Source organism: Nonlabens sp. Asnod2-A12 (genome assembly GCF_045063745.1).
Taxonomy (GTDB): Bacteria; Bacteroidota; Bacteroidia; order Flavobacteriales; family Flavobacteriaceae; genus Nonlabens; species Nonlabens xylanidelens.
Genome location: NZ_JBEFOB010000003.1, coordinates 3,177,959 through 3,202,785 on the forward strand (window position 1 = coordinate 3,177,959; position 24,827 = coordinate 3,202,785).

General features: G+C 34.5%; 29 protein-coding genes. 19 read left to right on the forward strand and 10 right to left on the reverse strand.

From position 1 onward, the window contains the following. Positions 1-1,467, reverse strand: a complete 1,467-nt coding sequence (locus ACJJVJ_RS14425; RefSeq protein WP_405371124.1) for an alkaline phosphatase PhoX — start codon at positions 1,465-1,467, stop codon at positions 1-3. Positions 1,468-1,730: 263 nt separating this feature from the next. Here ACJJVJ_RS14425 and ACJJVJ_RS14430 point away from each other — a divergent pair, with 263 nt between their 5' ends. The 4 genes from ACJJVJ_RS14430 to ACJJVJ_RS14445 all read left to right on the forward strand — a co-directional run bounded on the left by ACJJVJ_RS14430 (position 1,731) and on the right by ACJJVJ_RS14445 (position 5,780). Beyond that, the gene (locus tag ACJJVJ_RS14430) at positions 1,731-2,531 is read left to right on the forward strand and encodes an MBL fold metallo-hydrolase (RefSeq protein ID WP_405371125.1); all 801 of its coding nucleotides are present in this window, start codon (positions 1,731-1,733) and stop codon (positions 2,529-2,531) included. A 345-nt stretch (positions 2,532-2,876) separates the two neighbouring features. Beyond that, positions 2,877-3,584: a DUF547 domain-containing protein gene (locus tag ACJJVJ_RS14435; RefSeq protein WP_405371126.1), complete on the forward strand. Its 708-nt coding sequence runs from the start codon at positions 2,877-2,879 to the stop codon at positions 3,582-3,584. A 4-nt stretch (positions 3,585-3,588) separates the two neighbouring features. Then, positions 3,589-4,503 carry a hypothetical protein gene (locus ACJJVJ_RS14440; protein ID WP_405371127.1) on the forward strand — a complete coding sequence of 305 codons (915 nt, stop codon included), beginning with the start codon at positions 3,589-3,591 and terminating at the stop codon, positions 4,501-4,503. A gap of 11 nt (positions 4,504-4,514) precedes the next feature. After that, a complete protein-coding gene (locus tag ACJJVJ_RS14445; RefSeq protein ID WP_405371128.1) occupies positions 4,515-5,780 on the forward strand; it encodes an outer membrane protein assembly factor in 1,266 nt (421 codons plus the stop codon). Positions 5,781-5,833: 53 nt separating this feature from the next. Here ACJJVJ_RS14445 and ACJJVJ_RS14450 read toward each other — a convergent pair whose 3' ends face one another. From ACJJVJ_RS14450 to trmD, 5 genes are all read right to left on the reverse strand, one after another. After that, positions 5,834-6,238 (reverse strand): DUF2306 domain-containing protein, encoded by a 405-nt coding sequence (locus ACJJVJ_RS14450; protein WP_405371129.1) that lies wholly within the window; start codon positions 6,236-6,238, stop codon positions 5,834-5,836. A 173-nt stretch (positions 6,239-6,411) separates the two neighbouring features. Continuing rightward, the gene (locus ACJJVJ_RS14455; protein WP_405371130.1) at positions 6,412-8,631 is read right to left on the reverse strand and encodes an NADP-dependent isocitrate dehydrogenase; all 2,220 of its coding nucleotides are present in this window, start codon (positions 8,629-8,631) and stop codon (positions 6,412-6,414) included. A gap of 386 nt (positions 8,632-9,017) precedes the next feature. Further along, a complete protein-coding gene (gene rplS, locus ACJJVJ_RS14460) occupies positions 9,018-9,371 on the reverse strand; it encodes a 50S ribosomal protein L19 (RefSeq protein WP_104516642.1) in 354 nt (117 codons plus the stop codon). A gap of 131 nt (positions 9,372-9,502) precedes the next feature. Continuing rightward, positions 9,503-9,865: a T9SS type A sorting domain-containing protein gene (locus tag ACJJVJ_RS14465; protein WP_405371131.1), complete on the reverse strand. Its 363-nt coding sequence runs from the start codon at positions 9,863-9,865 to the stop codon at positions 9,503-9,505. Positions 9,866-9,912: 47 nt separating this feature from the next. After that, complete coding sequence (gene trmD, locus ACJJVJ_RS14470) at positions 9,913-10,593, reverse strand: tRNA (guanosine(37)-N1)-methyltransferase TrmD (protein ID WP_348116903.1); 681 nt, start codon at positions 10,591-10,593, stop codon at positions 9,913-9,915. Positions 10,594-10,773: 180 nt separating this feature from the next. Between trmD and ACJJVJ_RS14475 the strand changes: the two genes are divergently transcribed. The 11 genes from ACJJVJ_RS14475 to ACJJVJ_RS14525 all read left to right on the forward strand — a co-directional run bounded on the left by ACJJVJ_RS14475 (position 10,774) and on the right by ACJJVJ_RS14525 (position 19,483). Beyond that, positions 10,774-11,133: a BlaI/MecI/CopY family transcriptional regulator gene (locus ACJJVJ_RS14475; RefSeq protein WP_405371132.1), complete on the forward strand. Its 360-nt coding sequence runs from the start codon at positions 10,774-10,776 to the stop codon at positions 11,131-11,133. Position 11,134: 1 nt separating this feature from the next. After that, complete coding sequence (locus ACJJVJ_RS14480) at positions 11,135-13,558, forward strand: M56 family metallopeptidase (RefSeq protein ID WP_405371133.1); 2,424 nt, start codon at positions 11,135-11,137, stop codon at positions 13,556-13,558. Positions 13,559-13,661: 103 nt separating this feature from the next. Continuing rightward, positions 13,662-13,814 carry an SsrA-binding protein gene (locus ACJJVJ_RS14485; protein ID WP_104516637.1) on the forward strand — a complete coding sequence of 51 codons (153 nt, stop codon included), beginning with the start codon at positions 13,662-13,664 and terminating at the stop codon, positions 13,812-13,814. Continuing rightward, positions 13,814-14,650: an ABC transporter substrate-binding protein gene (locus ACJJVJ_RS14490; protein ID WP_405371134.1), complete on the forward strand. Its 837-nt coding sequence runs from the start codon at positions 13,814-13,816 to the stop codon at positions 14,648-14,650. Before ACJJVJ_RS14485 ends, ACJJVJ_RS14490 begins: the two co-directional genes overlap by 1 nt. Positions 14,651-14,719: 69 nt before the next feature. Continuing rightward, positions 14,720-15,331 (forward strand): LemA family protein, encoded by a 612-nt coding sequence (locus tag ACJJVJ_RS14495; protein WP_104516635.1) that lies wholly within the window; start codon positions 14,720-14,722, stop codon positions 15,329-15,331. 2 nt (positions 15,332-15,333) lie between these two features. Continuing rightward, complete coding sequence (locus tag ACJJVJ_RS14500) at positions 15,334-15,771, forward strand: TPM domain-containing protein (protein ID WP_104516634.1); 438 nt, start codon at positions 15,334-15,336, stop codon at positions 15,769-15,771. Continuing rightward, on the forward strand, positions 15,771-16,559 hold the full coding sequence (locus tag ACJJVJ_RS14505; protein ID WP_405371135.1) for a TPM domain-containing protein: 789 nt from the start codon (positions 15,771-15,773) through the stop codon (positions 16,557-16,559). Before ACJJVJ_RS14500 ends, ACJJVJ_RS14505 begins: the two co-directional genes overlap by 1 nt. 144 nt (positions 16,560-16,703) lie before the next feature. Next, positions 16,704-16,883 carry a CAL67264 family membrane protein gene (locus ACJJVJ_RS14510; RefSeq protein ID WP_104516632.1) on the forward strand — a complete coding sequence of 60 codons (180 nt, stop codon included), beginning with the start codon at positions 16,704-16,706 and terminating at the stop codon, positions 16,881-16,883. Beyond that, positions 16,884-17,303 carry a hypothetical protein gene (locus tag ACJJVJ_RS14515; RefSeq protein ID WP_104516631.1) on the forward strand — a complete coding sequence of 140 codons (420 nt, stop codon included), beginning with the start codon at positions 16,884-16,886 and terminating at the stop codon, positions 17,301-17,303. It abuts the gene before it with no gap. Further along, positions 17,290-18,981 carry an energy-dependent translational throttle protein EttA gene (gene ettA / locus ACJJVJ_RS14520; RefSeq protein ID WP_104516630.1) on the forward strand — a complete coding sequence of 564 codons (1,692 nt, stop codon included), beginning with the start codon at positions 17,290-17,292 and terminating at the stop codon, positions 18,979-18,981. Before ACJJVJ_RS14515 ends, ettA begins: the two co-directional genes overlap by 14 nt. A 136-nt stretch (positions 18,982-19,117) precedes the next feature. After that, positions 19,118-19,483 (forward strand): hypothetical protein, encoded by a 366-nt coding sequence (locus ACJJVJ_RS14525; protein WP_405371136.1) that lies wholly within the window; start codon positions 19,118-19,120, stop codon positions 19,481-19,483. A 69-nt stretch (positions 19,484-19,552) separates the two neighbouring features. Here ACJJVJ_RS14525 and ACJJVJ_RS14530 read toward each other — a convergent pair whose 3' ends face one another. Together ACJJVJ_RS14530 and ACJJVJ_RS14535 are read right to left on the reverse strand one after the other, a co-directional pair. Next, the gene (locus tag ACJJVJ_RS14530; protein WP_405371138.1) at positions 19,553-20,353 is read right to left on the reverse strand and encodes a zinc-dependent peptidase; all 801 of its coding nucleotides are present in this window, start codon (positions 20,351-20,353) and stop codon (positions 19,553-19,555) included. A 52-nt stretch (positions 20,354-20,405) separates the two neighbouring features. Then, entirely contained in the window at positions 20,406-21,137 is a 732-nt protein-coding gene (locus tag ACJJVJ_RS14535) for a Bax inhibitor-1 family protein (protein WP_405371139.1), read from the reverse strand. Between the two features lie 111 nt (positions 21,138-21,248). Between ACJJVJ_RS14535 and ACJJVJ_RS14540 the strand changes: the two genes are divergently transcribed. The 4 genes from ACJJVJ_RS14540 to ACJJVJ_RS14555 all read left to right on the forward strand — a co-directional run bounded on the left by ACJJVJ_RS14540 (position 21,249) and on the right by ACJJVJ_RS14555 (position 23,280). Beyond that, the gene (locus ACJJVJ_RS14540; protein ID WP_104516626.1) at positions 21,249-21,797 is read left to right on the forward strand and encodes an RNA polymerase sigma factor; all 549 of its coding nucleotides are present in this window, start codon (positions 21,249-21,251) and stop codon (positions 21,795-21,797) included. A 30-nt stretch (positions 21,798-21,827) separates the two neighbouring features. Beyond that, complete coding sequence (locus ACJJVJ_RS14545; protein WP_405371140.1) at positions 21,828-22,343, forward strand: hypothetical protein; 516 nt, start codon at positions 21,828-21,830, stop codon at positions 22,341-22,343. Next, entirely contained in the window at positions 22,340-22,810 is a 471-nt protein-coding gene (locus ACJJVJ_RS14550; RefSeq protein ID WP_405371141.1) for a hypothetical protein, read from the forward strand. Before ACJJVJ_RS14545 ends, ACJJVJ_RS14550 begins: the two co-directional genes overlap by 4 nt. Positions 22,811-22,944: 134 nt before the next feature. Beyond that, complete coding sequence (locus ACJJVJ_RS14555) at positions 22,945-23,280, forward strand: hypothetical protein (RefSeq protein ID WP_405371142.1); 336 nt, start codon at positions 22,945-22,947, stop codon at positions 23,278-23,280. A 6-nt stretch (positions 23,281-23,286) separates the two neighbouring features. Here the strand turns inward: ACJJVJ_RS14555 and ACJJVJ_RS14560 are convergent, their stop codons facing one another. After that, complete coding sequence (locus ACJJVJ_RS14560; protein ID WP_405371143.1) at positions 23,287-23,910, reverse strand: DUF4230 domain-containing protein; 624 nt, start codon at positions 23,908-23,910, stop codon at positions 23,287-23,289. Further along, positions 23,910-24,827: a GSCFA domain-containing protein gene (locus tag ACJJVJ_RS14565; RefSeq protein WP_405371144.1), complete on the reverse strand. Its 918-nt coding sequence runs from the start codon at positions 24,825-24,827 to the stop codon at positions 23,910-23,912. Before ACJJVJ_RS14565 ends, ACJJVJ_RS14560 begins: the two co-directional genes overlap by 1 nt.

A 24,827-nucleotide genomic window follows, 5' to 3' on the forward strand; every position in this document is an offset into this window, starting at 1 on the left:
TTATCTATCTAATCCAGTTAGAACATATAACATACTACCTTCTTTTCTACTGCTAGCAACGTTAGTTACCGCATTAGGGTCAGAAAAAGAACTACCGTCTGCAGGCTCCCAACCGTGATTTTGGGTAACTACCATAAAAGTACCGTCTATTCCTACCTGTTCAGATACGTCTATCATTCCAGTTATTTCCCATACACTTGTTTCACTACCTATTCCTGCTGCAGTTGCACTAACCTGGTCACATTCTAAGACTACTTTAAGTTCACCAGTGTTTAAATTATATTGATATAATCTAGCGTAGTGATTTCTTACAGCATCATCAAAATAACCATTAGGATCTTCTTGAATATAAGCATAGTTCTCTGTCACAAGAATGTTATCTGGACTATGGAAACCCCATGCAGCGCCACCTATTTTATCACCATCTAAAACGCAAGTAATTTTTGCAGGTCCAGTAGGATCAGTTTCATTTAATTCTACCTTATATACACGACCGTATAAAGAACCTTTACCTACTAGAGCGTCTTGTTTACGTCCAGTTACTGCAAAGTAAATTTCTCTTTGATTACCGTCATCGCCACGTCTCCAGTCTATGTCTTCTAGTCTAGAAAAGCCCATAACGCCTTTAGTTTTTGCCTCAGCATCTAGTAGGTCTATGTTTTTTTCTGTTAATTCAACAAAAGAAGCGTCATATGACTGTCCTTCTATCATATCCATCTCAAAGTTGATGCCTGCAGTATCTACTTTTAAACCATAAACACTACCATTGTATAAATCACCACGATCACCTACATACATACCTAACTGTCCAGATGGTGTGTTGTTATCTGAGTGGTCATCACCTATAAATACTACAGTTTTATCATCATAAGCATCTTTACCTATTGCTACTGCGTTTTCTGTACTCCACTGTCCCATTGCGGTAAGCATTTCTGGAAACATTCTAGAAGAAGTGTGTTTAGTGATTTCAGTTGCAAAAACACCTTTTGATGCGCCACCCCATTCTCCACCAGAAAGGTAAAGAGGACCGAAACCATGCTCATCTACTGTAATTAAAGAACCAGAGCATTGTGCTGTAGAACCTGTTGCTTCTTCATTTAATATATATTCTCCAGCAACTGGTTTAAATGTGTTATCTAATGTTATACGTGCTATAGAATAGTCAGCTTCTATATTGTTAATTAGAGTGTAGTCTTGCTGGTCTGCATTATAAATTAATCCTAGACCGTCTGCCATAGAACCGTAAACAAATTCTGGAGTTTCTGTTAGTTGATCTTCACTGGAAAGTATAGGGTAAACATTTACAGAAGAAAAATCTGAAGTAGTTTTTAAGAAATTAGGTGTAATTGAGTGTGCTCTTAATTCTACGTTTTCAGCTTGTGGATTGATAGCTTGATTATCGTCATCATTACATGCTGTTAGTCCTATTATTCCTGCAGCAGCAAAAAGTAAAGATTTTGTTTTCATTTTATTAGTTGTTTTTTAGTTGGCCAAATTTATTTTTAACTGATTTAAAACATGAGAACTCAAGATGAAGCTTGTTTTACAAATTTGTTATCGATCGCCCTGTTTAAAGTTATAGAATGGTTATTCATTTTAATTTAAGGTTTATAGAATGTGTTTATCTTACTTAATCTTAAAGTGTTAGTTGTTGAATCAATCATTTTAGTTTTTTTTATGTAAAACCAATTGTACTGTTCTTAAATTTGATTTACTTAAAAAAAGAAACGATGAAAAAAGTATGGATCACATTAACAGCTGTTTCTATAATGGCAATCTCTTGTAAAGAAAACAAGGAAGAAACAATTATAGAAGACGCAACTTCTACGATGGAGCAAGTAGATATGAAGGATGCTGTTAAGACTAATGATGTAAAAGTGACACCTGTATCACACGCTACATTTGTACTGGACTGGAATGGGCAAATTATTTATATAGACCCAATAGGTGGCGCTGCTGCCTTTGAAGGAATGCCTGCCGCAGACCTTGTTCTAGTAACAGATATACATGGAGATCATCTCAATGCAGAAACTCTAGCGGCAGTAAGAACTGACGGTACAGAGCTAGTTGTGCCTAGCGCTGTAAATGAAAAGATTAAAGAAGATCAGGTTGCATTTGTACTTAATAATGGTGATACTACTACGGTTAATGAATTAACTATAGAAGCGATACCTATGTATAACCTTACTGAAGGTCGATTAGATAAACATGTAAAAGGTAGAGGTAATGGATATGTGCTAGAGAAAAACGGATACCGTATCTATATATCTGGCGATACGGAAGATATTCCAGAAATGAGAGCTTTGAAAAATATAGACAAAGCTTTTGTATGTATGAATTTACCATACACTATGGACATAGATCAGGCGGCAAATGCTGTTTTAGAATTTCAGCCTAAAGAAGTAGTGCCATATCACTACCGCGGTACAGACGGTTTTCAAGATGTAGAAAAATTTAAACAAATGATTAATGATACCAACAGTGATATAGAGGTAACTCTTCTAGACTGGTATCCTGCAGCTACAGAATAGTTTAGGATTTTTAAGCTTTAAAATAAAAGGGAAATGCTCTAGTGGTGTTTCCCTTTTTTTTATGTCTTAATATGTGATATTGATAGTGTTGTTCTCGCTTTCGCGAAAGCGTGTATCTTAAAATTACATAGTCATAAACCATTAAACGGGAAAAATATAGCATCGTAAAGGCATAATATGTCAAATAGCAACCGGTATATGAAACTATGTTTGCAGTGTAATCTAACGTTATAAGTAAGGTGGTAACTAACTGTTATACTCTTGTGATAATACTTGAAGTTTAAATGATAACTTAAAGAACGCTAATTATAACAAACAAGTCTAATTTTGATAAAAATTAAAAACATGAAAAATCAACTATATAGTTTCTTAATAATACTGCTCATAGCAAGTACGGGAACCGCACAGAATTTAAGTTCTTTTCACAATAAACTAGATTCCTTTTTAGGGAAACATGTAAAAAGTGGTAAAGTAGATTATAGCGCTATACATGCTGATAGAAGTGAATTAGATCAATTAGTTTCTTTATCTCAGGAGATAAGAGTTAAGACATCTAGTGCGAGTGATTTTCAAGCATTCTGGATTAATGCTTATAATCTACATGTAATAAAAGGTCTGGTAGATAATTATCCTATTTCTTCGCCACTAGATAAGTCTGGTTTTTTTGATAAGACAAAGTACTCCATCGCTGGTGAGAACATTACTTTAAATGATATTGAGAATAAGATGCTGCGTGCAAAATTTAAGGATGCAAGATTTCATTTTGTATTAGTTTGTGGCGCTGTAGGTTGTCCACCTCTAATATCTAAGGCTTATTTGCCGGCTACACTAAATGCACAATTAGAGCAACAGACTAAGCTTGCAATTAATAACGATAAATTTATAAAGCCAGGTAAGAAAGTAGCAGTATCTCAAATATTTGAATGGTACAAGGCAGACTTTGAGCAAGATGGCAAAACTCTAGATTTTATAAATAAGTATAGAAAAGAGCCTTTTGCCGCTAAAACAAAAATCACATATTACCCATATAACTGGAAAATCAATAAAAAATAAAACCATGAAAATTCAAACAACCAACTTATGGCTGCTTGCAGCATTTGTAATTTCTTTATGTGTAAATGTACAGGCACAAGAGAGTAGTGAAGAAGAAGGGTCTGTAATACAGACACTAACACCATCAAAGTTGATAGGTAAAGGACAATATGATATAAAGTGGTTCAATAACCTTTATACTCAGACAGAAAGTACCTTCAGTGATGGGAGAGAAGCAAGACAGACATTTTTTACTTCTACTCTAGAGGCATATACCGGAGTAGGTAATAATAAGAAATGGAATGTAGGTGTAATTCTAGAATTGCGTAGTAATGTAATAAGAGATAAATGGCCGTTAGAAACTTTACGTTTTCAGAATATAGAAGGTGAGCGAGCATCTGGTCTTACTGCATTTGCACCTTCTGTAAAATTCGTTCCTTTTGAATCTATAAATAATTTTTCTATTCAGAGTTCTGTGTTTATACCGCTCGTTAAAGATGAGGTAAAGGATGGTGTTTTTCTAGCTCAGAAAAGTTTCCGTATTCAGAATAGATTTTTCTACGATTACACTTTCCCAAGTAAAGACTGGCAAATATTTGCTGAGTTGAATTCTGAATTCAGCTTAGGTAAAGATGCAGAGTTTAATAGCGATGGCGTACAAGTAGATGGTAGTTTTGCAAATAATAGTTTAAACTTAACACCAGGTATATTCTTGAGTTATTTCCCGTCTTCTAAATTTACTATTCTCGCACTAGCACAACACTCACAACGTATCGATTTAGGAAATAATTTTGAACAGGATTTTACGGCATTAGGTGGTGGTATTAAATATCAATTAACTAAAGAGCTTAATGTAGAGACACTTTATACTAACTTTGTAAGAGGTAATAATACAGGACTAGGAGAGACTTTTAATTTAGGTTTGCGACTTGTACTTTAAAAATAGAAACATTGTTTCATAAAGAATTTAAGACATTTATCACTCTAGCGATGCTAGTGGTAAGTGTCTTTTCTTATAGTCAGACTATCCAAGAAATAGTAATACAGGATAATAAAAAGACTAAAACACCTTATATAAAATCTATCATTAATTTAAAGATAGGACAGCAACTAGATAGCACACTATTAGAAAATGATATTATAAGATTAAAACGTGAAGCTGGGATTGCACATGCTTATTATCAAGTGCATAAAGTAGATAGTGATTATAAAATAGTTTACGGTGTACAAGAGAATTTTACCATTATCCCATATTTTAATTTTTATACCACAGATGAAGATGAGGTAGCTTACCGATTAGGTGTTACCGAGTTCAATACATTTGGCAAAGGTGTAGCCGTAGGTATTTTTTATCAAAAAGACATCTTTGATTCTTATGGTCTTAATATAAGAGCACCTTATTTAATTAATAAAAAGTGGGGATTATCCTTTATGGCGCAATCGCTCACAACTGAAGAGCCTGTTTTTTTTAATAATCAGGTAGCGCAGTATAAATATAATAATGTCTCTTTTACCGCTGGTGTTTTACATCAGTTAAGTTTAAATCATCGTGCCGAAATAGCGTTGAGCACCTTTACTGAGAAATACACTTATTTAAGTGGTGCCACATCTACTGCGGTCCCACAAAACTTAGAGGTAAGTAAATTTTTAGCTAAGTTAATTTATGAATACAATGGTGTAAATAGTTACTACCAGTATCATGAAGGATTTAAGAGTCTCTTTAATTTACAATATGTAGATAGTTCTGATAGTGCGTTGCCTAGTTTTACTATATGGCGAAATGATTTCACCTATTTTCATAGAATAGGAGAGCGTGGTAACTGGGCAAATCGTTTAAGAGTAGGTTTTTCTACTAATGACGATTCTCCTTTTGCGCCATTTGCGGTAGATAATAATTTGAATATACGCGGTGTCGGTAATACCATCGATAGAGGTACGGCGGCTATAGTTTTAAATACAGAATACCGTCATTCTTTTATAGATAAGGACTGGTTTGTACTGCAAGGAAATGCCTTTGTAGATGCTGGGACGTGGAGAAATCCAGGAGGAGAATTAACCGATTTTGGTGAGTCTCAAAACATAAGAGTATATCCAGGTATAGGTTTGCGTTTTATTCATAAACGTATCTTCAATACTATTTTTAGAATAGATTATGGTGTAGGAGTCACGCCTGACGCTACGCAGGGTTTTGTCTTTGGGATAGGGCAGTATTTTTAATAGGATAATGATGTTTATTCCGCTTTCGCGAAAGCGAGATCCACAAAATCATACTACCCAAAAAAGGCTTCGTACATAAAACGACCAGGTATGAATGTAAAGCCGCCTGCTATGATTAATGCACCTATGTAAAGAAAAACCATTTTTAATTTATGCTTTTTAACCTGTCCTTTTCTAATTGCGATGTAGGCAGTAGGAACCGACCATAGAGTAAGAAGGCTGAATAAGTGAATGTAACCAAAGTGGTTTAAGAATTGCGGTCCTACCATGGCAGGCATAAGAAGAGAAACTATCGCGGTTACCATCATAGAGATCATGTAATACTTACCTAAATTTCTGTGCCAGGTAGTCCCTTTACTGAATAGTAGAAGGTAGGCGCCTATAAATACACATGGGATTACCGTGATTAAATGTATGTACATTAAAGTGTAATATAACGTGGTGTAGTGGTTTTCCATGTTGGTAGATTTTTTATCAAATATAAATGTATGGAGTAGCTTTGATATTTAATAATTACCTGACTTGTATAAATAGATTACTGAATTGTCATATCGAGAGATAAAAAAAATCCTCAAGCAAAGCTTGAGGATTTTTAAAACTGATAATTAAAAAAGCTTTTATACTTTTATAATTAGTCTATGATAGCATTTAATGTAGCACTAGGTCTCATTGCAGCTTCTTCTTTTTCTGAATTAGGTAAGTAATAACCACCTATGTCCATAGGTTTTCCTTGTACAGCGATTAACTCACTTGTAATCGTTTCTTCATTCTCAACAAGTTTATTTGCAAGAGGAGAGAATTGTGCAGCAAGTTCTTCGTCTAGATCTTGGTCTGCTAGTTCTTGTGCCCAGTAAGTTGCAAGGTAATAATGAGAACCTCTATTATCTAGCTCGTTTACTTTACGAGATGGAGATTTTCTATTAGTTAAGAATTTTTCAGTGGCTCTATCTAGTGCGTCAGCAATAATTTGTGCTTTTTCATTTTTATTAGAAATAGCAAGGTGTTCTAAAGAAACCGCTAGTGCAAGAAATTCTCCTAAAGAATCCCAACGTAAGTGATTTTCTTGTTCAAACTGCTGTACGTGCTTAGGAGCACTACCACCAGCACCAGTTTCAAAAAGACCACCACCATTCATTAATGGTACGATAGAAAGCATTTTTGCACTAGTACCTACTTCTAGAATAGGGAATAAATCTGTATTATAATCTCTTAATACATTACCAGTTACAGAGATTGTGTTTTCACCATCTTTCATTCTTCTTAAAGTACGCTCTGTTGCTTTAATAGGAGATGCGATAGTTATGTCTAGTCCTTCTGTATCGTGATCTTTAAGATAAAGATTTACTTTTTTAATGATTTCAGCATCGTGAGCTCTATTTTCATCTAACCAGAAAATAGCAGGATCATTAGTCGCGCGAGCTCTAGAAACAGCTAGCTTTACCCAGTCTTGTATAGGTGCGTCCTTAGTCTGGCATGCTCTCCATATATCTCCAGCCTCTACATCGTGCTCTAGGTATACAGTACCATCTGCGTCTACTACTTGTACTTTACCACCGTAACCTATTTCAAACGTCTTATCATGAGAACCGTATTCTTCAGCTTTTTGAGCCATAAGCCCTACGTTAGGTACTGTTCCCATAGTTACAGGGTCAAATGCACCGTTCTTTTTACAAAATTCGATAGTTGCGTCATAAATACCAGCATAAGAGCTATCTGGAATAACGGCTTTAGTATCTTGAGACTTACCTTCTTTATTCCACATCTGACCAGAGTTTCTAATCATTGCTGGCATAGAAGCATCAATAATTACATCACTAGGTACGTGTAGGTTAGTAATACCATGGTCACTATTTACCATAGCAAGAGATGGTCTGTGTTCTAATACTTTACGTATTTCGTCTTGAATCTCTTCTCTTTCTAATTCAGGTAATTCATGAAGTTTACTTAATAGATCACCAAATCCATTATTTACGTCAACTCCTAATTTATTGAATACTGTAGCATATTTTTCAAACAACGGCTTGAAGAATACTTTTACTGCGTGACCAAAGATGATAGGGTCAGAGACCTTCATCATAGTTGCTTTCATGTGTAGAGAGAAAAGTATATCTTTCTCTAAAGAGTCATCTATTTGTTCTTCTAGAAATTCTATTAAAGCATCTTTACTCATAAAGGTACCATCTAGAATCTCGCCTTCTAATAATTCAAGGCCTTCTTTAAGTACGTGAGTTCTGTTTGCTTTATCTACCAATTGTATATTTACAGTAGTAGCTTTGCTAGTTGTAAAACTTTTTTCATTGTGTGCAAAATCCCCTGCTGTCATAGTAGAAACATGAGATTTAGAATCACTACTCCAGGCACCCATAGAGTGTGGATTATTTCTTGCGTATTGCTTCACTGGCTTAGGAGCGCGACGGTCAGAGTTTCCTTCACGTAATACTGGATTTACCGCACTACCTTTTATTTTATCATAACGAGACTTAGCATCTTTCTCCTCGTCAGTTTGTGGATCTTCAGGATAGTTAGGAATATCATATCCTTTTGCCTGCAGTTCTTCTATAGCATCGTTAAGTTGAGGTACCGATGCAGATATGTTAGGCAATTTGATAACATTAGCATCAGGTTGCTTAACTAGGTCACCTAATTCTGCTAGAGCGTTATCGTGTTTTTGATCTTCCTTTAATCTTTCTGGGAAAACAGCAAGTATTCTACCAGCAAGTGAGATATCTCTAGTCTCAATATCAATTCCTGCAGGAGCGATAAATTTTTTAATGATAGGTAAGAAAGAAGCAGTTGCTAGTGCTGGTGCTTCATCTGTTTTTGTATATATGATCTTAGGTTGATCTGCCATGTTGTATAGGGTTAAGGTTAAAAATTAATGTAGCATATTCAATCGTTTGCGATGTAAATATGCGGTACACAAATATAAGGTTTTGACTAGGTTTTTAAAACAGATTTAGCTTATCCTTAGCATAGTAAACTGGATTGCGAAATTGATAAATTAAATACCTTTATTTTATTAATTTGAAAATAAGAGCGGTTTAATTCTATATATATTATCGATGTGTGATTATATAGGTTTTTTACCGTGAGAATAAATTAAATAGATGGTTTGTTTTAGAGTATAACAGCATCTTGCCACAGTTAAAATTGGCGATAAGATTTCTATATTTGAATTTATTACACAAAAAAAAGCTGCCCGATGTGGACAGCTTTTTAATATATATGGTAGAAAGATTACTTTCTGCGCGCTTCTTTGATACGTGCTTTCTTTCCAGTAAGTTCTCTGAAGTAGAAGATACGCTTTCTACGTACAGCTCCATACTTGTTCACTTCGATTTTCTGAATAGCTGGTAAGTTTAATGGGAAGATACGCTCTACACCTATGTTACCAGACATTTTTCTAATTGTAAAAGTTTTTGTAGCTCCAGTACCTCTTAATTGAAGAACAACTCCACGGAAGAACTGAGTACGACTTTTTTCACCTTCTTTAATCTCATAGTATACAGTGATAGTATCTCCAGCTGAGAATTTAGGTAAATCTTTTTTTTCTACGAATTCGTCTTGTACGAATTTTATTAACTTTTCCATGTAAATAGGAATTAATTAGATTGAGTAATGAATAACATGCACGATTATCGTCAGAGGTTAATTTTTACGAGCTGCAAAAATACAAACTTGTTATAAACTGACAAATAAAAACAAGAGTTTTTAAATATCAATTATCGTATGATCAGCTTTTTCACAAAGTTAGAAGAAGAAGTACTCACTCTTAAGAAGTATATACCAGCAGTAAGCTTAGATACATCAAAGGTTTGTACATCGCTGTTTACACCTCTTTTTGCATTATATACTTGTTTTCCTAGAGAGTTAATTATAGTAAGAGTAATATCATTACTTTGAGCACTAGTAAAAGTTATTTTTAAATAGCCATCCTTTACAGGATTAGTAAGAACGGTTAATTTTTCTTTTTCCTTATCTGTTTTCACAGTAATAGTAGAGTCATTACTGTCTTTTTGCAAAGTAGCAGTGCTCTGTGATAACGTAAAAACGCTTAATAAAATAAAGAGTAAAATTCTATTCATAATAATATTGTATCGTAAAGTTAAAACTTTTTAACCGATTTTTGATACTAATCCTCATTTAAAAGGTCAGGTCTTCGTTCACGTGTTCTTTCAAAGGCTTTTTCTTCTCTCCATTCTTCTATCGCTTTTAAATGACCGCTTAATAAAATATCCGGCACTTTATGTCCTTTATAATCGGCAGGACGCGTGTAAACCGGTGGAGCAAGTAAACCATCTTGAAAACTATCGGTTAATGCACTAGTCTCATCACTAATCACGCCAGGAATTAATCTTATCAATGCATCGCATAAAACGGCTGCACCTAACTCACCACCAGACAGTACATAATCACCTATAGAAATCTCTCTGGTAATATAAAGATCTCTCACACGTTGATCGATTCCTTTATAATGACCACAAATAATCATGATGTTCTCTTTAAGGGATAAATGGTTTGCCATTCCTTGATTAAGAGTCACACCATCTGGTGTCATATAGATAACCTCGTCATATTCACGACCTTCTTTAAGCTCATGTATTAATTTATCCAGTGGCTCAATCATCATTACCATACCAGCGCCACCACCATATTGATAGTCGTCTACTTGATTGTATTTATTAAGTCCGTATTTTCTTAAATCATGCATGTGCACTTCTACAAGACCTTTTTCTATACCACGTTTTAAAATGGATGCTTCAAAGGGACTTCTTATTAATTCTGGTAATACGGTTATAATGTCTATGCGCACGATACTTGATTTTAATGCAAAGTTAAAGGAATTGTAAGTTGTTAAAAGAAAAATAAACAGTCAATAACAACAATTAACTATGCGATTAGTTTAATAACTACATAAATAGTTTGATAACTATAACAATAGTTATATGTTTGTTTCATCAATAAAAGTAGTTTCAAAGTAAATCATATAGAAATGGAAAAATTAACGCAAAAAGAAGAAGAGGTAATGCAGGCGCTTTGGCATCTAGAAAAAGCCTTTGTAAAAGAAATAGTACCTCATTTAAAAGGGACTAATCATTATAATACGGTTTCTACTATTGTGCGCAAGCTAGAAGAGAAGAAGTATGTGGGTTATGAGGCATTCGGTAAAACACATCGTTATTTTCCAGTGATAAAAAAAGATGACTATCGCAACAAGTTTGTAAATAATGCCATGACTAGTTACTTTAACGACTCTTATAAAAACATGGTTTCCTTTTTTGCTAAAGAAGAGAAAATAAGCGCGACAGAGTTGAGAGAGATTTTAGAAATGATAGAATCTAAAGAAAAATAAGATGGAAACAGCTATAGAATATCTTTTAAAAAGCGCTGGAGTACTTAGCATATTTGTACTTGTTTATCATTTCTTACTACGCAGGCTTACATTTTTTAACGCAAACAGATGGTTTTTACTGGCAGGTATAGCAGCAAGTATATTGTTTCCGCTAGTAGAAATTACCCAAACCGTTTATGTAGAGCAACCAGAACAAGTGGTCTATTTGCCCCAACAACTAGCGACACCTATGGCATCTGTTTTACAGCAGCCTACTGTAGAAGAAACTGCAGTAGCCTTTGACTATGCCATGCTATTCTTTTATCTATACGTCGCTATTTCTATATTTTTTATAGGTAAAATGATAGTAGAATTAAGTTCTCTGCGCAGCTTAATAAGCTCTGGTGATAAAAAGAGATCTGGTAAGTTTGTTATAGTTACGCTTTCGCGAAAGCTGACACCTTTCAGTTTCTTTAACTATATATGTTACTCTACGTCAGACCAGCAATCGCCAGAACTAGATTTAATTCTAGAACACGAGAAAGTCCACGCTAGAGAGTGGCATTCTATAGATTTAATTGCGTCGCATCTTTTTAAAGCCCTATTCTGGATCAATCCACTAGTGTGGTTGTTAAAGAGACAGATAGGTGAAAACCTAGAATTTATTGCCGACTCAAAAGCCAAAGTTAAAAACACTACAGGAATAAGCTACGAGCGCACTTTATTAAGTGCTGCTGCAAGTCATATGCAACCAGCACTGGCTAATAATTTTTTCACACCATTCATCAAAAAACGAATTGTTATGTTACAAAAAGAAGCGTCTGCCAACTGGAATGCCTATAAATATGCGTTGATACTACCAGTTATCGTACTTTTTCTCTACAGTTTTAATGTGGTGGAAGAAATAGAGTATGTTAAAAATGAAAATGCTCTACAAATGGATTCTGTCACAAATAATAATGATGAATCCTCTATTATTGATACAATTGAAAATGCAACAACTACTTCAGAAGAAGAGATAGGAATAGCACAAGAACTGTGGAGTGAAGATCCTATTATAGATTTTGACCACACCATAAACTTCTCAATAGAACCTACTTCTACAAAAGAATATCTTGATGAAAAGAAGACTTATTTAAAGAAAGAATACAATGTAGATTTTAATTACAGTAAGTTAAAAATCAAAAGAGGGAAAATAGTAAGAATCAAGATTTCTATAGATGACAATAACGGTTACAAAGGTTCTCAGGAATACAGTGCTACAAGTGGTATAAAATCCATTTGTGTAAAAGGAGAGATTGAGGGAGATTCTAAGTCGTGGAGTATGGGAGACTGTACAGGTGTAGCAAATAAAAACTCTTATTCTACCATTACCTCATCTTACACGTATACATCAGATTCTGATTCTTTAGTGAAAAGTGGTGACAGCTTAATAACAATAGCACAAATGGAAGAGCTGATTGCTCGAGAAGAAGCAAGGAATGCAGTTATTTTTTCAATGATGGAATCTACTAATGGCAAAAATATAGATAGCTTGTTAAACAGTGATTCATTTCAGTTTAATGATATAGATTCTCTTAAGAATATGATACAAGCACGATTGAAAAACGTTCATTTGGACTCTTTAAATGTTATCTATTTTGATTCTCCAAAAACTGTGCACACGAGTAAGAACGGTGTTTCTACTACTATAACAAAAAACGTCAGTATTGAAAAGTTAGATCTAGGTGAAAATTCAGCTTTAATGATAGTTAATGGAAAAGAGACCAATGCAGAAATTGCAAATCTTATCGACCCTAAGCTTATTGAGAGTGTTTCTGTTCTTAAAAATAAAGAAGCTACTTCTCTTTATGGTGAGAAAGCAACAAATGGTGTCGTTCTTATTACCACTAAAAATGCTGATATGGATAATCGTCAAGCCTTGATAATGTCTAAAAAACAAGAAATGCTTCAAAAACGCGAAGAAATGAAAGCTGGCTATGCTGCTCGTAGAGATTCCTTAATAAGTATAAGGACAGAAGTTAAAGAAGGAAGAAGGTCACAATACCAGCAAAGAAGAGATTCTTTAATTAATAAAAAGACAGAAATCAAAGAAGCGAGACGTGCAGAATTGCTGGAAAAGATAGGTTCTAAAAGAGTAAGTAGAGTTGGGTATGGAGATACAAATGTTGTTTATGTTTACCCAAGCGATAATATCGAATCAGAATTCCACTTTGATGATATGTCAGAAGAGCGTTTTGAAAAGCTGAGAGAAAGACTTGAAGATGCTGGGCATACTTTTAAACTAAAAACACATCGCATGAAAAACGATCGCTTAGTGAAATTAAAGTTTGATATCGATGGTTCTCAATATGCATATCAATCTACTGCTGGCTATAAAGAATTAAAAATTGTCTTTAAAGAAGGATCAGACTCGCCATCTATAAGCATGGTGCCGTTTAAGTAATTAAAACTTCATTTGGATTACCTGTAAAACCCATTCTAGCCTTTAGAATGGGTTTTACTATTTAATACTTAAGTAAAGGCTTACAAAACCTTACATTTGGTGTATGAAGAAAGATGTGTTCAAAATACTAGCTCGATTAAATAAAGCGGTTTTACCCAGCTTTACAAAAAAGCGATTAGATCTAGCTAAAGCAAGTAAATTGCAAATGGCAATTTTTGGATACAAATTATGGGTAACTAAAAATGCACTAGATTAATGTTTTGTAAAATACCAGATCAATTAGGTAGAATGATCGAGTTAGATCAGCTACCACAACGTATTATATCACTAGTACCATCTCAGACAGAATTACTTATAGACTTAGGTCTAGCAGACAGGCTGGTAGGTGTGACTCGTTACTGCATACACCCAGCAGGATTAATAGATGAGAAAACCGTAGTAGGTGGAACTAAAAAAATAGTAGAATCTCGCATTATAGAATTACAGCCAGATCTTATTATTTGTAATAGAGAAGAAAATAATCAGAAGATCGTTGAATTTTGTGATCACATAGCACCTACCTATGTTTCTGACATTGACACTCTAGAACAAGCTCTAGAGATGATAGCAGATGTAGGAGAAATAACAGGAACTAAGTTTAAAGCAAAATCCCTGATACGCAATATTTCTAGCGCATTTAAAACATTGCCTAAGCCAGAAGTAAATCATAAAGCTCTTTACCTTATCTGGAAAAAGCCATACATGGCAGTCGGTACAGGTACATTTATTAATGACATGCTGGCAAGAGCAGGTTTTTCTAATGCGGCTCAAGAACTTACCAGATATCCAGAACTTGATATGGAGGCGATGATTAAGTTACAGCCAGATGCTGTTTTCTTATCTTCAGAACCTTATCCATTTACTACAGACGATATTGCTGAGATGAAACTAGCCTTTCTAACAGCACCGTCTCAAGACCTTATAAAACCTAACGTTACACCAGATTTTAAGGTGGTAGATGGTGAGTTGTTCTCTTGGTACGGTTCTAGACTGTTAAAAACGCCAGAGTATTTACAAAGTTTACAACCTAAAAATACTGACTTAACTATTTAAGAAAAACAGATTTCTAATTTTCATGTAACTTTGATTTTAGAATTAACAAAAGAATTAAAAAATATATAGATGCAAAAAATAGGTGGTGGATTAGGTCTAGCTGGAATAATACTAGGATTAATAGTTATTTATGGTATTTACTGGTACAATAGTGCAGTAAGTTTAAGTGAAGGTGTAGGCGGCGCATGGGCAAATGTAGAGAGTAGTTATCAACGTCGTAACGACTTAATTCCTAACATTGTTTCTACAGCTAAGAAATATGCAGAGTTTGAGCAGGAAACTTTAATAGGTGTTATAGAAGCAAGAGCTAAAGCTACTCAAGTAGCTATAGATGTAGACGCAACTAATCTTACTGAAGAAAACCTTGCGGCATTCTCACAGGCGCAGAGTCAGGTAAGTTCTGGTTTAGGAAGATTACTTGCTACTTATGAGAACTATCCAGATTTAAAAGCAAATGAAAATTTCTTTGAATTGATCAATGAATTAGAGCGCACAGAAAACCGCATTAACGTAGAGCGCAATCGCTATAATGGCGCTGTAGGATCTTATAATATTCACATTAAAAAATTCCCTGGTAATTTACTAGCAGGCATTTTTGATTTTAATCCTTCAGGATTCTATCAGGCAGACGCAGGTTCAGAAAAAGCTCCAGATGTAGGTGACTTATTTGGCGACGATTAATCATGTCAGTTAAAGTAGAAGATTTCCTTACAGCATCACAAGAAAAAGCAATAGTAGATGCCATACGTAAAGCAGAGTCGCTAACTAGTGGTGAGATACGTGTGCATCTAGAATCGCACTGTGATGAGCCTATCACTCGCGCACAAGAATTGTTTCATTTATTAAAAATGGATAATACTAAAGAAGAGAATGGAATTCTTTTCTATGTAGCCGTGGATGATAAGAAATTTGCCCTCATAGGTGATAAAGGAATACACGCTAGAGTAGGTGATGACTTCTGGACGTCTGTTAGAGATGTTGTATTGTCTCGCTTTCGCGAAAGCGAATTCCAAAACGGACTTGTTCAAGGAATAGAGCTCGTGGGTGAAAAACTTGCGACCTATTTTCCATGGGATGTAAATGATGTTAATGAATTGCCTGACGAAATATCTGTAAGTTAATGAGGTATTTATTCCAAATCTTAATCGTATTCATAGGATTTTCAAATCTTGCTTTTGGACAATTCACCATTCCAGCAAAGCCAGGTAGCAGTTCACAAACACCATATGTTTATGATGCTGGCCAGGTGCTTACACCTGTTCAAAGAACATCTCTCAATAATAAACTGAAACGCTATGCAGACACCACATCTACTCAACTAGTTTTTGCAACCATAAAATCATCAAATGGTGAAGAGCTAGATCGTTTAGGCGCTAGATGGGGACAAGAATGGGGTATAGGTCAGAAAGGAAAGGATAATGGTATATTACTCATTCTAGCTATAAATGATAGACAGGTAGATATCAATACAGGTTATGGTATAGAATCTATAATGTCAGATAGAGATGCAGAGCGTATAGTAAATAGAGTTTTAATTCCTAATTTTAAGAATAGCAATTATTACAACGGTTTAAACCTAGGTGCAGACGCTATTTTTGAAACCCTACAAGGCGAGTTTCAAGGTACAGCTGGCAGTGGACAACCATTTCCATGGAGTGTTTTGTTAATATTTGCAGTGTTTTTATTTTTCATTATTATGAATGTTAAAAACAAAGGAAATGACAATAATGGAGGTAGAGGTGGTTCTGGTGGTTCATTACTCGACATTATTATTTTAAGTAATATGGGGCGCGGCGGTTTTGGCGGCGGTAGCTTCGGTGGTGGTTCTTCAGGTGGCTTTGGCGGTGGTGGTTTTGGCGGCTTCGGCGGCGGTGGTTTTGGCGGCGGTGGTGCTGGTGGTAGCTGGTAAATTTATTTTACATCTACATTTCTAATAAAACCTCAAAACAAGTTTAAGGTATTTCTATCTATCCATATAAAGTACCGTTTAACGATTGCTTAAAAGGCCTAAAGCTTTAGTTTACTGTGTATATTTGCAAACTAATTTTGAACTATGGCATTGAACAAGAATGGGGTATTAGGTTGGGCTACGTTAGTCATGATAATTATAGGAATAGGTTTAATAGCATTAGGCGCATACCGTTATACAGATGTAGGATTTGGTTTTGCAGCAATAGGACTAGGTTTCTTTGCAATAGCCTGGGTTTTTAATGCACTTAAAGGTAGAGTGTAGGTGAGAGAAGTTATTCATTTTAAAGATTTAAACACCTTGCGTCATAAAGTTATATTAGGGCTAGCCTTTATAATGCTTATTTGCGCTGCGGTATTCTTCTTTAATGACTTAAGAATGTACAGTTCTATAACAGCACTTATAGCAGTAACTTTATTTTACTTTCTTAATTTTGATGGTTTTACCACACGCAATTCTGTTTCTTACAGTCTTAAATCGATTACGGTAAAATTAATAGGTAGAAAAACTTTTGGTTTTACCTTTAAAGAATTAGAACAACTGGATCTTTCTGAAAAAGGTCTTTATATTAAATCTAAAGGGATGGATGCGGTTACGCTTTCGCGAAAGCGATATCAAGACAATTCCTTAACCCAATTACATAAAATATTACAAGAAAAAAGCACATCAAATGAGCGACGATAAACAAGTAATTTTTTCCATGTCAGGTCTTTCAAAGACCTATCAAAGTACTGGAAAACAAGTTTTAAAAAATATTCACCTTAGTTTTTTCTATGGTGCAAAAATAGGTATTCTAGGACTGAACGGTTCTGGTAAATCTACACTGATGAAGATTATCGCTGGGATAGAAAAGAACTATCAAGGTGATATTAATTTCTTGCCAGGTTATAATGTAGGTTATCTAGAACAAGAACCACAACTAGACGAGACTAAAACCGTAATGGAAATAGTACGTGAAGGTGTGGCAGAGACTGTTGCTGTACTAGATGAGTATAATAAAATCAACGACGACTTCGGTCTAGAAGAGGTTTATACTGATGCAGATAAAATGGAGAAACTGATGAATCGTCAGGCTGTTCTTCAAGATAAAATAGATGCATTAAACGCATGGGAACTAGATACTAAACTAGAAATAGCCATGGATGCATTGCGTACTCCACCTGGAGATGCAGAAATTAAAAACCTGTCTGGTGGTGAACGACGTCGTGTAGCACTTTGTAGATTATTATTACAACAACCAGAAATTCTATTACTGGATGAGCCTACTAACCACCTTGATGCAGAATCTGTATTATGGTTAGAACAACACCTTGCTCAATATAAAGGAACTGTAATTGCGGTAACTCACGATAGATATTTCTTAGATAACGTAGCAGGATGGATTCTAGAACTGGACCGTGGAGAAGGTATTCCATGGAAAGGGAATTATTCTAGCTGGTTAGAGCAAAAAGGAGACCGTCTTGCAAAAGAAGAAAAGTCAGAGTCTAAAAGACAAAAAACTCTTAAACGAGAACTGGACTGGGTGCGTCAGGGAGCTAAAGGTCGCCAGACGAAACAAAAAGCACGTCTAAGTAATTATGATAAGCTTTTAAATGAAGATCAAAAAGTTAAAGAAGAAAAGCTAGAGATCTATATTCCTAATGGACCACGTTTAGGTACAAATGTTATTGAGGCAAATGGAGTGAGTAAAGCCTTTGGCGATAAATTGCTTTATGAAGACTTGAACTTTGTATTACCACAAAATGGTATAGTAGGTATTATAGGACCTAACGGTGCTGGTAAAACGACCATTTTCAAAATGATCATGGATCAAGAACAACCAGACAAAGGTTCTTTTACTGTAGGAGAAACAGTACAACTGGCTTATGTAGATCAATCGCACTCTAATATAGATGCAAATAAATCTATTTGGGAAAACTTTTCTGATGGTCAGGACATGATCATGATGGGTGGTAAAATGGTTAATTCTAGAGCATATTTAAGTCGTTTTAATTTCTCAGGTAGTGAGCAAAACAAAAAGGTAGCAACGCTTTCTGGTGGAGAGCGCAACCGTTTACACCTAGCCATGACGCTTAAAGAAGAAGGAAATGTTTTACTTCTTGATGAGCCTACAAACGATCTAGATGTAAACACTTTGAGAGCACTAGAAGAAGGTCTTGATAACTTTGCTGGTTGTGCAGTAATTATATCGCATGATAGATGGTTCTTAGATAGAGTTTGTACGCATATCATTGCATTTGAAGGAGATTCTCAAATCTATTCTTTTGAAGGTAGTTTTACAGAATATGAAGAGAATAAGAAAAAACGTTTAGGTGATCACGCTCCTAAAAGAATACGTTACAAGAAATTAACTAGAGACTAGTTCTTTTCTTAGTTGTTATATAACTACCCCAAAGGTTTTTAAAACCTTTGGGGTTTTTTAATGCGACTATTTGACATTAATATTAAACTAGATTCTCTATTAATAAGTTAGATTTACTCCTTAAATAGTTTAAATAATGGTTGATAAGTATACCGATATATCTGTGCAGATAGAACATTATGCAAAAGAAATTTCTGAAAAGAGAATGGATTTTTCAAAATTGCGTAGGATACTAAAAGAACAAGGGACAGATCAAAAAGATATTGCACACATAGTTAAAAGAGTAGATAAAAGAGCTATACGTCTAGATCAATTAAAAGGCCTGCATAGTAGAGGTAAAGCATTATTTTATGGAGGTATAGTAGCTGTTGTCCTAGGTTTATTATTACCAGTTGCATCTCTGTTATTAAGTAGCGGTCTGAGTATATGGTTTATTAGTACACCTATTATAGCAGGTCTAGGCGCTATCTTTTTAGGTCGTAATGATATGCGTCGATATTAGGTGATCTTTTATAAATAGAGTAAGTCTACTCGGTCGATTTTTTTACAATCTTGATATTTTAAATGCCTATTAAGAAATAATCCATTCTTCTTCATAAAGAAGTGCCTTAGTTAGATGACTATACATTAATGGAAATTGTTCTTTAAAATCTTTATTAGATTCAAAGTAGTACTCTATAAGAACAGCCATGAATTCGTACTGATTTGTAAAAGCATAATCCCTAAAAAACTTTGTGTTGTCTAGTTTGCTGCGCACTGCCGGCTTCATGAGTTCTCTAAGAATATTGCGTGTAAATTTTTTAAAACGTAAAGCATCTATCTCACTACTGCGCTCACTTTCTATATGAAGTACGTGTGTAAATTCATGCAGGCCTAAGTGCAGGTTATCATTTACGATATCCATTCCTTCTTTAAAATCGGGCCATGAAAAAGCTAGAACCTTTGCTATAGGATTGTATTCACCTTTATGGTATTCTTGTGTAGCAGGACTTTTAAACGGTTCTGGAAAAAGTAATAAAGTATTTAACCTGGGAAAAAGATAATTGCGCCTACCGAAGGTTAAACGACATGCAACACAAGCTACTAAAACCACTTGTTCATCAGTTACCGTGTCTTGATACCTGTGTTTAAAATCTTTCTGTTTTATAAAGGTGGCCACCCTATGTTCAAATTGCCTTTTATATTTTTCAGAGAGATGGATGTAAAAAGGATATGTTTCTAGGACTCGCTTTCGCGAAAGCGGTAACCGTGCATTGCTCCATAACTGTCTGTACCATATAAAGTCGCGCTTTCTTTGAAGAACACGTAGACTTAAATGAATTATTACTAGAACTAGCCCTATTATCATACCAGCTATGACATAAGGTCCCATCCATAATGTTTCACTATTAGGATTTGCCTGTAGCGATATGAGGTGTAAGAAATTAATCGCGAGACATAAAAATTCTTAAGATGTACCAAAAAAGTAACATCAAAGAAGAGAATAAACCTAAGGCTGCACCTACGTACTGATCTGTGTGGTATTTATGTACCAGATTAGATGTCTGATAAAGTATTGAACCAGCAGCAAGAAGTACCATAGCACCGCTAAAGAAAAGTCCTAAATCAAATCCGAAAATCATTCCTGCGATAATTAATCCTATTGCGATAATAAAACCTACAGATAAAATACTTTTAAGGAATGAAAAGTCTTTTTTAGTAATTAAAACTACAGCGCTTAACGCTACAAAAAGAGCCAATGTAAGGATGGCTGCCTGACTTAATAAATTGCTTTCTCCACCTTGTAGAGCTGCCTGATATTGCAATGCAATAGCTATTAGCGGTAGGAATATAACAGCCTCTGCAACTACAAATAATAACAGGCCTAGATACTGTTGCGTACGGTCATGTGATTTATGCGCCATCTTTTCTGCATAAGAGGTAGCCATCATAAATGCACCTAATACTAGCAACCATGTCCAGCCCTGTGTTAGACTAAACATAAAATTAACTAGGGGTTCTATGCGCAATAAAATTGCTTCTATAATCACAAATAGTAATGTAGCGATAGCAACATGTCCATAGGTCTTTTTATAAAAAAGGGCTCTTGCCTCGTCATTCACTATAGATAGTGGCTGGAAAGAGGTGTCGTAATGTGGTGTGTGGTCTCGATTCATAGTTATATTAAAACGTGAAGATAATTATTATGTTTTATCCTAATGTTAATGAATGATTTAAATTATTTTTATAGTTGTTAAACCTTTACACTTTGCGCGAGTCTTAGATATATGAGTAAAACACCAGACCAAGAAATAATTTCTTTGATCCTTAATGAGGCTACGGCTAATAAAGGGTTCAGACTGCTGGTATCTCAATACCAAGAACAGTTATACTGGCAGGTGAGAAAAATGGTAGTAGTCCATGATGACGCTGACGATGTGTTGCAAAATGTGTTTATTAAAATCTTTAAAGGAGTAAAAAACTTTAAAGGTGATAGTAAATTATCTACATGGATGTTTAGGATAGCCTATAATGAAAGCATGACTTTTTTAACTAAGAAAGGAAAGACTTTACAAATATCTTCTCAAGAACTGCAAGATCATTTAACTGAAAAACTAGAGGCAGATGTTTATTTTACTAGCGACGAGATAGAACTAGCTCTTAAAAAAGCACTTGCACAATTACCAGATAGACAGCGAGAGGTATTTAACTATAGATACTACGACGATCTTAAATTTAAAGATATTGCGACGATACTGGATTTAAGTGAAGGTGCTGTAAAAAGTACGTACCACATAGCAGCAAAGAAAGTGGAACAATTTATTAAAGTGAATTAAACTAATTGACTTAAACACAGTCATAAGGATATGAAAAACAATAATCAACATACACAAGCAGGGTTTAAAGTGCCAGAAGGTTACTTTGATTCACTTACAGATCGTGTGTTAGAAAACACACAAAAAGACGAGATCGTAGAACACGCTGGTTTTAGTGTTCCTAAAGATTATTTTTCTACTCTTGAAGATCGTATTTTAAAAGAAGTTCAAGAAGATAAAAAAGAGGTGAAAGTTGTAACTCTTCAAACTTCAAAAAATAATACATGGTTATACCCATTGTTAGCAATGGCAGCTATATTTATAGGTTTTGTAACTATTAATGGTCTGTTTACTACAGACGAAGTTACTTTTGCAGACCTTAACGATCAAGAGTTGAGAGATTATATAGTAGACGTTAATTTTTTACAAGATGAAGAGTCTGTAGAGATATTATATGCAGATAATAGCATACTTAACGATACTGAAATAGAACAAGAATTTACAGATAACGAGTTGTTAGACTACCTTATGGAAGACGCAACATTAGATCAAATTATAAGAGAATGAAAAATTTAATAATAGTATTCGTACTGCTTTTTTCCTTTGTGGTAAAAGCACAAGGCCCAGAAGGAGGTCGTGATAATCACAGCAATAAAGAAATGCATGATAAGATTAAGAGTCTTGCCATAGCACACATTAATAAGGAGTTAAATCTATCTTCTGAAGAAGCAGAAAAATTCTGGCCTTTATATAATGAGGTAAAAGATGAACGCTCTCGTCTAGAAAAAGTAAAGAAAAATCTTATCAAAAAACTAGAAGGAGAATTTGATACCATGACAGAGAAGCAAGCAGTTGCTTATGTGGATGAGATGGTTCAGTTAGATCAAAAAATAGGTGCTACTAATTTAGATTACAAGCACAATGAAATAATACAAGTAATAGGCGCAAAGCGATTTCTTAAATTAAAAAAGGCCGAATTAGATTTCAGGCGTAAAATGATTAGAGAATACAAAGAGCGCAGACGTAATAAATAATTTGGTTTGGTTAGTTTAGAAAATCCCTTTCTGTTAATTCAGAAAGGGATTTTCGCTTTTGGGACCTATTTTATGCAATTCTAATTTTGATAAAAAATAACAACTCTTTATTTTTAACGCATAAAACTATACCTATGAAAAGAGTTCTTATCATTCTTTGTATTGCATTATTTGCTAGTTGCAACACAACACCATCAGATTCTCAAACTGATACACAAGATCCTATAAAAAGCAGTGAAACGTACCAGTTATATGTACAGGCATACAACAATTATGCAGCGTGTAAACAAGAACGCCCGCAATTAACTACAGACTTTATGGATAAGAAAATTACTCAAGAAGAGTTTTCTACCGCATTAGAGAGCAATGGTAAGTTGTGTAATATTAAAAAAGAGATCTATAATAAATATTACCAGTTACTAGAAGCAGAATTTGATAAAGCTGCAGAGGCTTATGAGATCAAAGAATAATACGATCTAGAATAAGATAGTATTCATTTCTTTTGTGCTGTTAATTTCTGTGTCATTGTAGACCATTTTCCAGCCCATAGAACTGCTCAATATATAAATATTGCTCAATTCAGTTAATAATCTGTTTTGAGCATTTTTTATAACTTCATCTTTTAGAATATCTTCTTTAAGTTGAGTCTCTATCTGTCTGTTTATCTTATTGATATCCTTAGCTTCAAATTTATTTAAGATACCGTCATCCATTTTAAAATAATCTAAATGGGGATTAACCTTAATTTCTGGTTGAGGTATGTAAGTAATAAAAATAGTTTTTGATTCAGGATCTAGTTCATGTTTTAACTTCTTAAGGTCATATGATATTTGAGCCTCGGCATTTGAAATTATTATCGCGCTTTTTTGACTTCTAAAAAAGTCCCAACCATAGGATTTTGTACCTTCATAGGTAAATACCTTAGCATATTTCATTTCTGTGACCACCAGTTTACTCGTATTCTTAATCTCCTTTTGTATCAGTGCCGTTTGTGCTAGTAATAACTCACGATCTTTATTTCTATCTAGCAATCTAGAGCCCAAATAAAATATAGAAACCGCTATTAAACCACTTATGATGTATTTAAATATGTCTTTCATTATAATTTTATATCAGGATATTGCGCACTTATTTTAGCATGCATCTGTTGCATTTGCAGTTGATGTGCCTCTGTATCTGTAGCACGATGTTGAGATAGTTTTCTATATTTCTCTACCGCTTTTTGTTGTGTTAGGGTGTTGTTATTAAGTCTGCTTTCGCGAAAGCGAGACCATATAAAATCCACACCTATTTCATTAAGATGTACCATATCACGAGCATAGAATCTATAGTCTCTCAACTCGTCCATAGCAATTTCATAAGCAGGGAAATAAGTGGCGTTAGTTAAATCGACCTGAGTCTGTATCGCGTCGTGCAATCTCGATTTACTACGTGTGTTTTCTATAAAACCGTCTTTAATATGACGCACTGGCGATAGGGTGTAGGTGATGTTTATTTCTGGATTTACCTTCTTTACCGATTCCTGAATACTCGTTAGATCCTTATTTATGGTTTCTGTATCGAGCAGTTCTTTAATAAACAATTGTTGCGGTTGTTTATGACAGTTGGCAACTATTATATCTTTTTCTATATGACGATAAACCCACGCAGTACCTAGAGTTATAAATAGATGAGAAGCCTGTTTTAAATCTGTTTCTAGTTTTTTTAAAGCGGTGTTTAATTGATCTAATAGTAGATTTTGATCTTTGTTATTAAGATCAGAATGCACTAGATAAGAATAATCACCTTCTATATCTTCTCGTGTAAACGGATTATGGTGAATAGCTCGATTTACTAGAACTCTTAAACTAGTAGAATTAAAAATAATCCCAAAAGGATTTATACTCGTATCAAAGCCATAATAGGATAGCTTAGAACCTATGTTCTCGGTAAAACAGCTGCCTAGTAGAACCACTTTAGAGTTGTAATCTATAGGGCTAGATAGTTTTAAAACAGGAACAGGTGTGCTAAGTTTCAT

What these genes read in the sequence shown, in the direction of transcription:
- ACJJVJ_RS14465 (WP_405371131.1), bottom strand. Translation starts at nt 9,865, where the DNA reads ATGAATAGAATTTTACTCTTTATTTTATTAAGCGTTTTTACGTTATCA.
- ACJJVJ_RS14455 (WP_405371130.1), bottom strand. Translation starts at nt 8,631, where the DNA reads ATGGCAGATCAACCTAAGATCATATATACAAAAACAGATGAAGCACCA.
- ACJJVJ_RS14490 (WP_405371134.1), top strand. Translation starts at nt 13,814, where the DNA reads ATGTTTTGTAAAATACCAGATCAATTAGGTAGAATGATCGAGTTAGAT.
- ACJJVJ_RS14545 (WP_405371140.1), top strand. Translation starts at nt 21,828, where the DNA reads ATGAAAAACAATAATCAACATACACAAGCAGGGTTTAAAGTGCCAGAA.
- ACJJVJ_RS14450 (WP_405371129.1), bottom strand. Translation starts at nt 6,238, where the DNA reads ATGGAAAACCACTACACCACGTTATATTACACTTTAATGTACATACAT.
- ettA (WP_104516630.1), top strand. Translation starts at nt 17,290, where the DNA reads ATGAGCGACGATAAACAAGTAATTTTTTCCATGTCAGGTCTTTCAAAG.
- ACJJVJ_RS14560 (WP_405371143.1), bottom strand. Translation starts at nt 23,910, where the DNA reads ATGAAAGACATATTTAAATACATCATAAGTGGTTTAATAGCGGTTTCT.
- ACJJVJ_RS14525 (WP_405371136.1), top strand. Translation starts at nt 19,118, where the DNA reads ATGGTTGATAAGTATACCGATATATCTGTGCAGATAGAACATTATGCA.
- ACJJVJ_RS14555 (WP_405371142.1), top strand. Translation starts at nt 22,945, where the DNA reads ATGAAAAGAGTTCTTATCATTCTTTGTATTGCATTATTTGCTAGTTGC.
- ACJJVJ_RS14425 (WP_405371124.1), bottom strand. Translation starts at nt 1,467, where the DNA reads ATGAAAACAAAATCTTTACTTTTTGCTGCTGCAGGAATAATAGGACTA.
- ACJJVJ_RS14540 (WP_104516626.1), top strand. Translation starts at nt 21,249, where the DNA reads ATGAGTAAAACACCAGACCAAGAAATAATTTCTTTGATCCTTAATGAG.
- ACJJVJ_RS14485 (WP_104516637.1), top strand. Translation starts at nt 13,662, where the DNA reads ATGAAGAAAGATGTGTTCAAAATACTAGCTCGATTAAATAAAGCGGTT.
- ACJJVJ_RS14510 (WP_104516632.1), top strand. Translation starts at nt 16,704, where the DNA reads ATGGCATTGAACAAGAATGGGGTATTAGGTTGGGCTACGTTAGTCATG.
- ACJJVJ_RS14475 (WP_405371132.1), top strand. Translation starts at nt 10,774, where the DNA reads ATGGAAAAATTAACGCAAAAAGAAGAAGAGGTAATGCAGGCGCTTTGG.
- ACJJVJ_RS14440 (WP_405371127.1), top strand. Translation starts at nt 3,589, where the DNA reads ATGAAAATTCAAACAACCAACTTATGGCTGCTTGCAGCATTTGTAATT.
- ACJJVJ_RS14435 (WP_405371126.1), top strand. Translation starts at nt 2,877, where the DNA reads ATGAAAAATCAACTATATAGTTTCTTAATAATACTGCTCATAGCAAGT.
- ACJJVJ_RS14535 (WP_405371139.1), bottom strand. Translation starts at nt 21,137, where the DNA reads ATGAATCGAGACCACACACCACATTACGACACCTCTTTCCAGCCACTA.
- ACJJVJ_RS14530 (WP_405371138.1), bottom strand. Translation starts at nt 20,353, where the DNA reads ATGGGACCTTATGTCATAGCTGGTATGATAATAGGGCTAGTTCTAGTA.
- ACJJVJ_RS14565 (WP_405371144.1), bottom strand. Translation starts at nt 24,827, where the DNA reads ATGAAACTTAGCACACCTGTTCCTGTTTTAAAACTATCTAGCCCTATA.
- ACJJVJ_RS14480 (WP_405371133.1), top strand. Translation starts at nt 11,135, where the DNA reads ATGGAAACAGCTATAGAATATCTTTTAAAAAGCGCTGGAGTACTTAGC.
- ACJJVJ_RS14550 (WP_405371141.1), top strand. Translation starts at nt 22,340, where the DNA reads ATGAAAAATTTAATAATAGTATTCGTACTGCTTTTTTCCTTTGTGGTA.
- ACJJVJ_RS14495 (WP_104516635.1), top strand. Translation starts at nt 14,720, where the DNA reads ATGCAAAAAATAGGTGGTGGATTAGGTCTAGCTGGAATAATACTAGGA.
- ACJJVJ_RS14430 (WP_405371125.1), top strand. Translation starts at nt 1,731, where the DNA reads ATGAAAAAAGTATGGATCACATTAACAGCTGTTTCTATAATGGCAATC.
- ACJJVJ_RS14505 (WP_405371135.1), top strand. Translation starts at nt 15,771, where the DNA reads ATGAGGTATTTATTCCAAATCTTAATCGTATTCATAGGATTTTCAAAT.
- rplS (WP_104516642.1), bottom strand. Translation starts at nt 9,371, where the DNA reads ATGGAAAAGTTAATAAAATTCGTACAAGACGAATTCGTAGAAAAAAAA.
- ACJJVJ_RS14500 (WP_104516634.1), top strand. Translation starts at nt 15,334, where the DNA reads ATGTCAGTTAAAGTAGAAGATTTCCTTACAGCATCACAAGAAAAAGCA.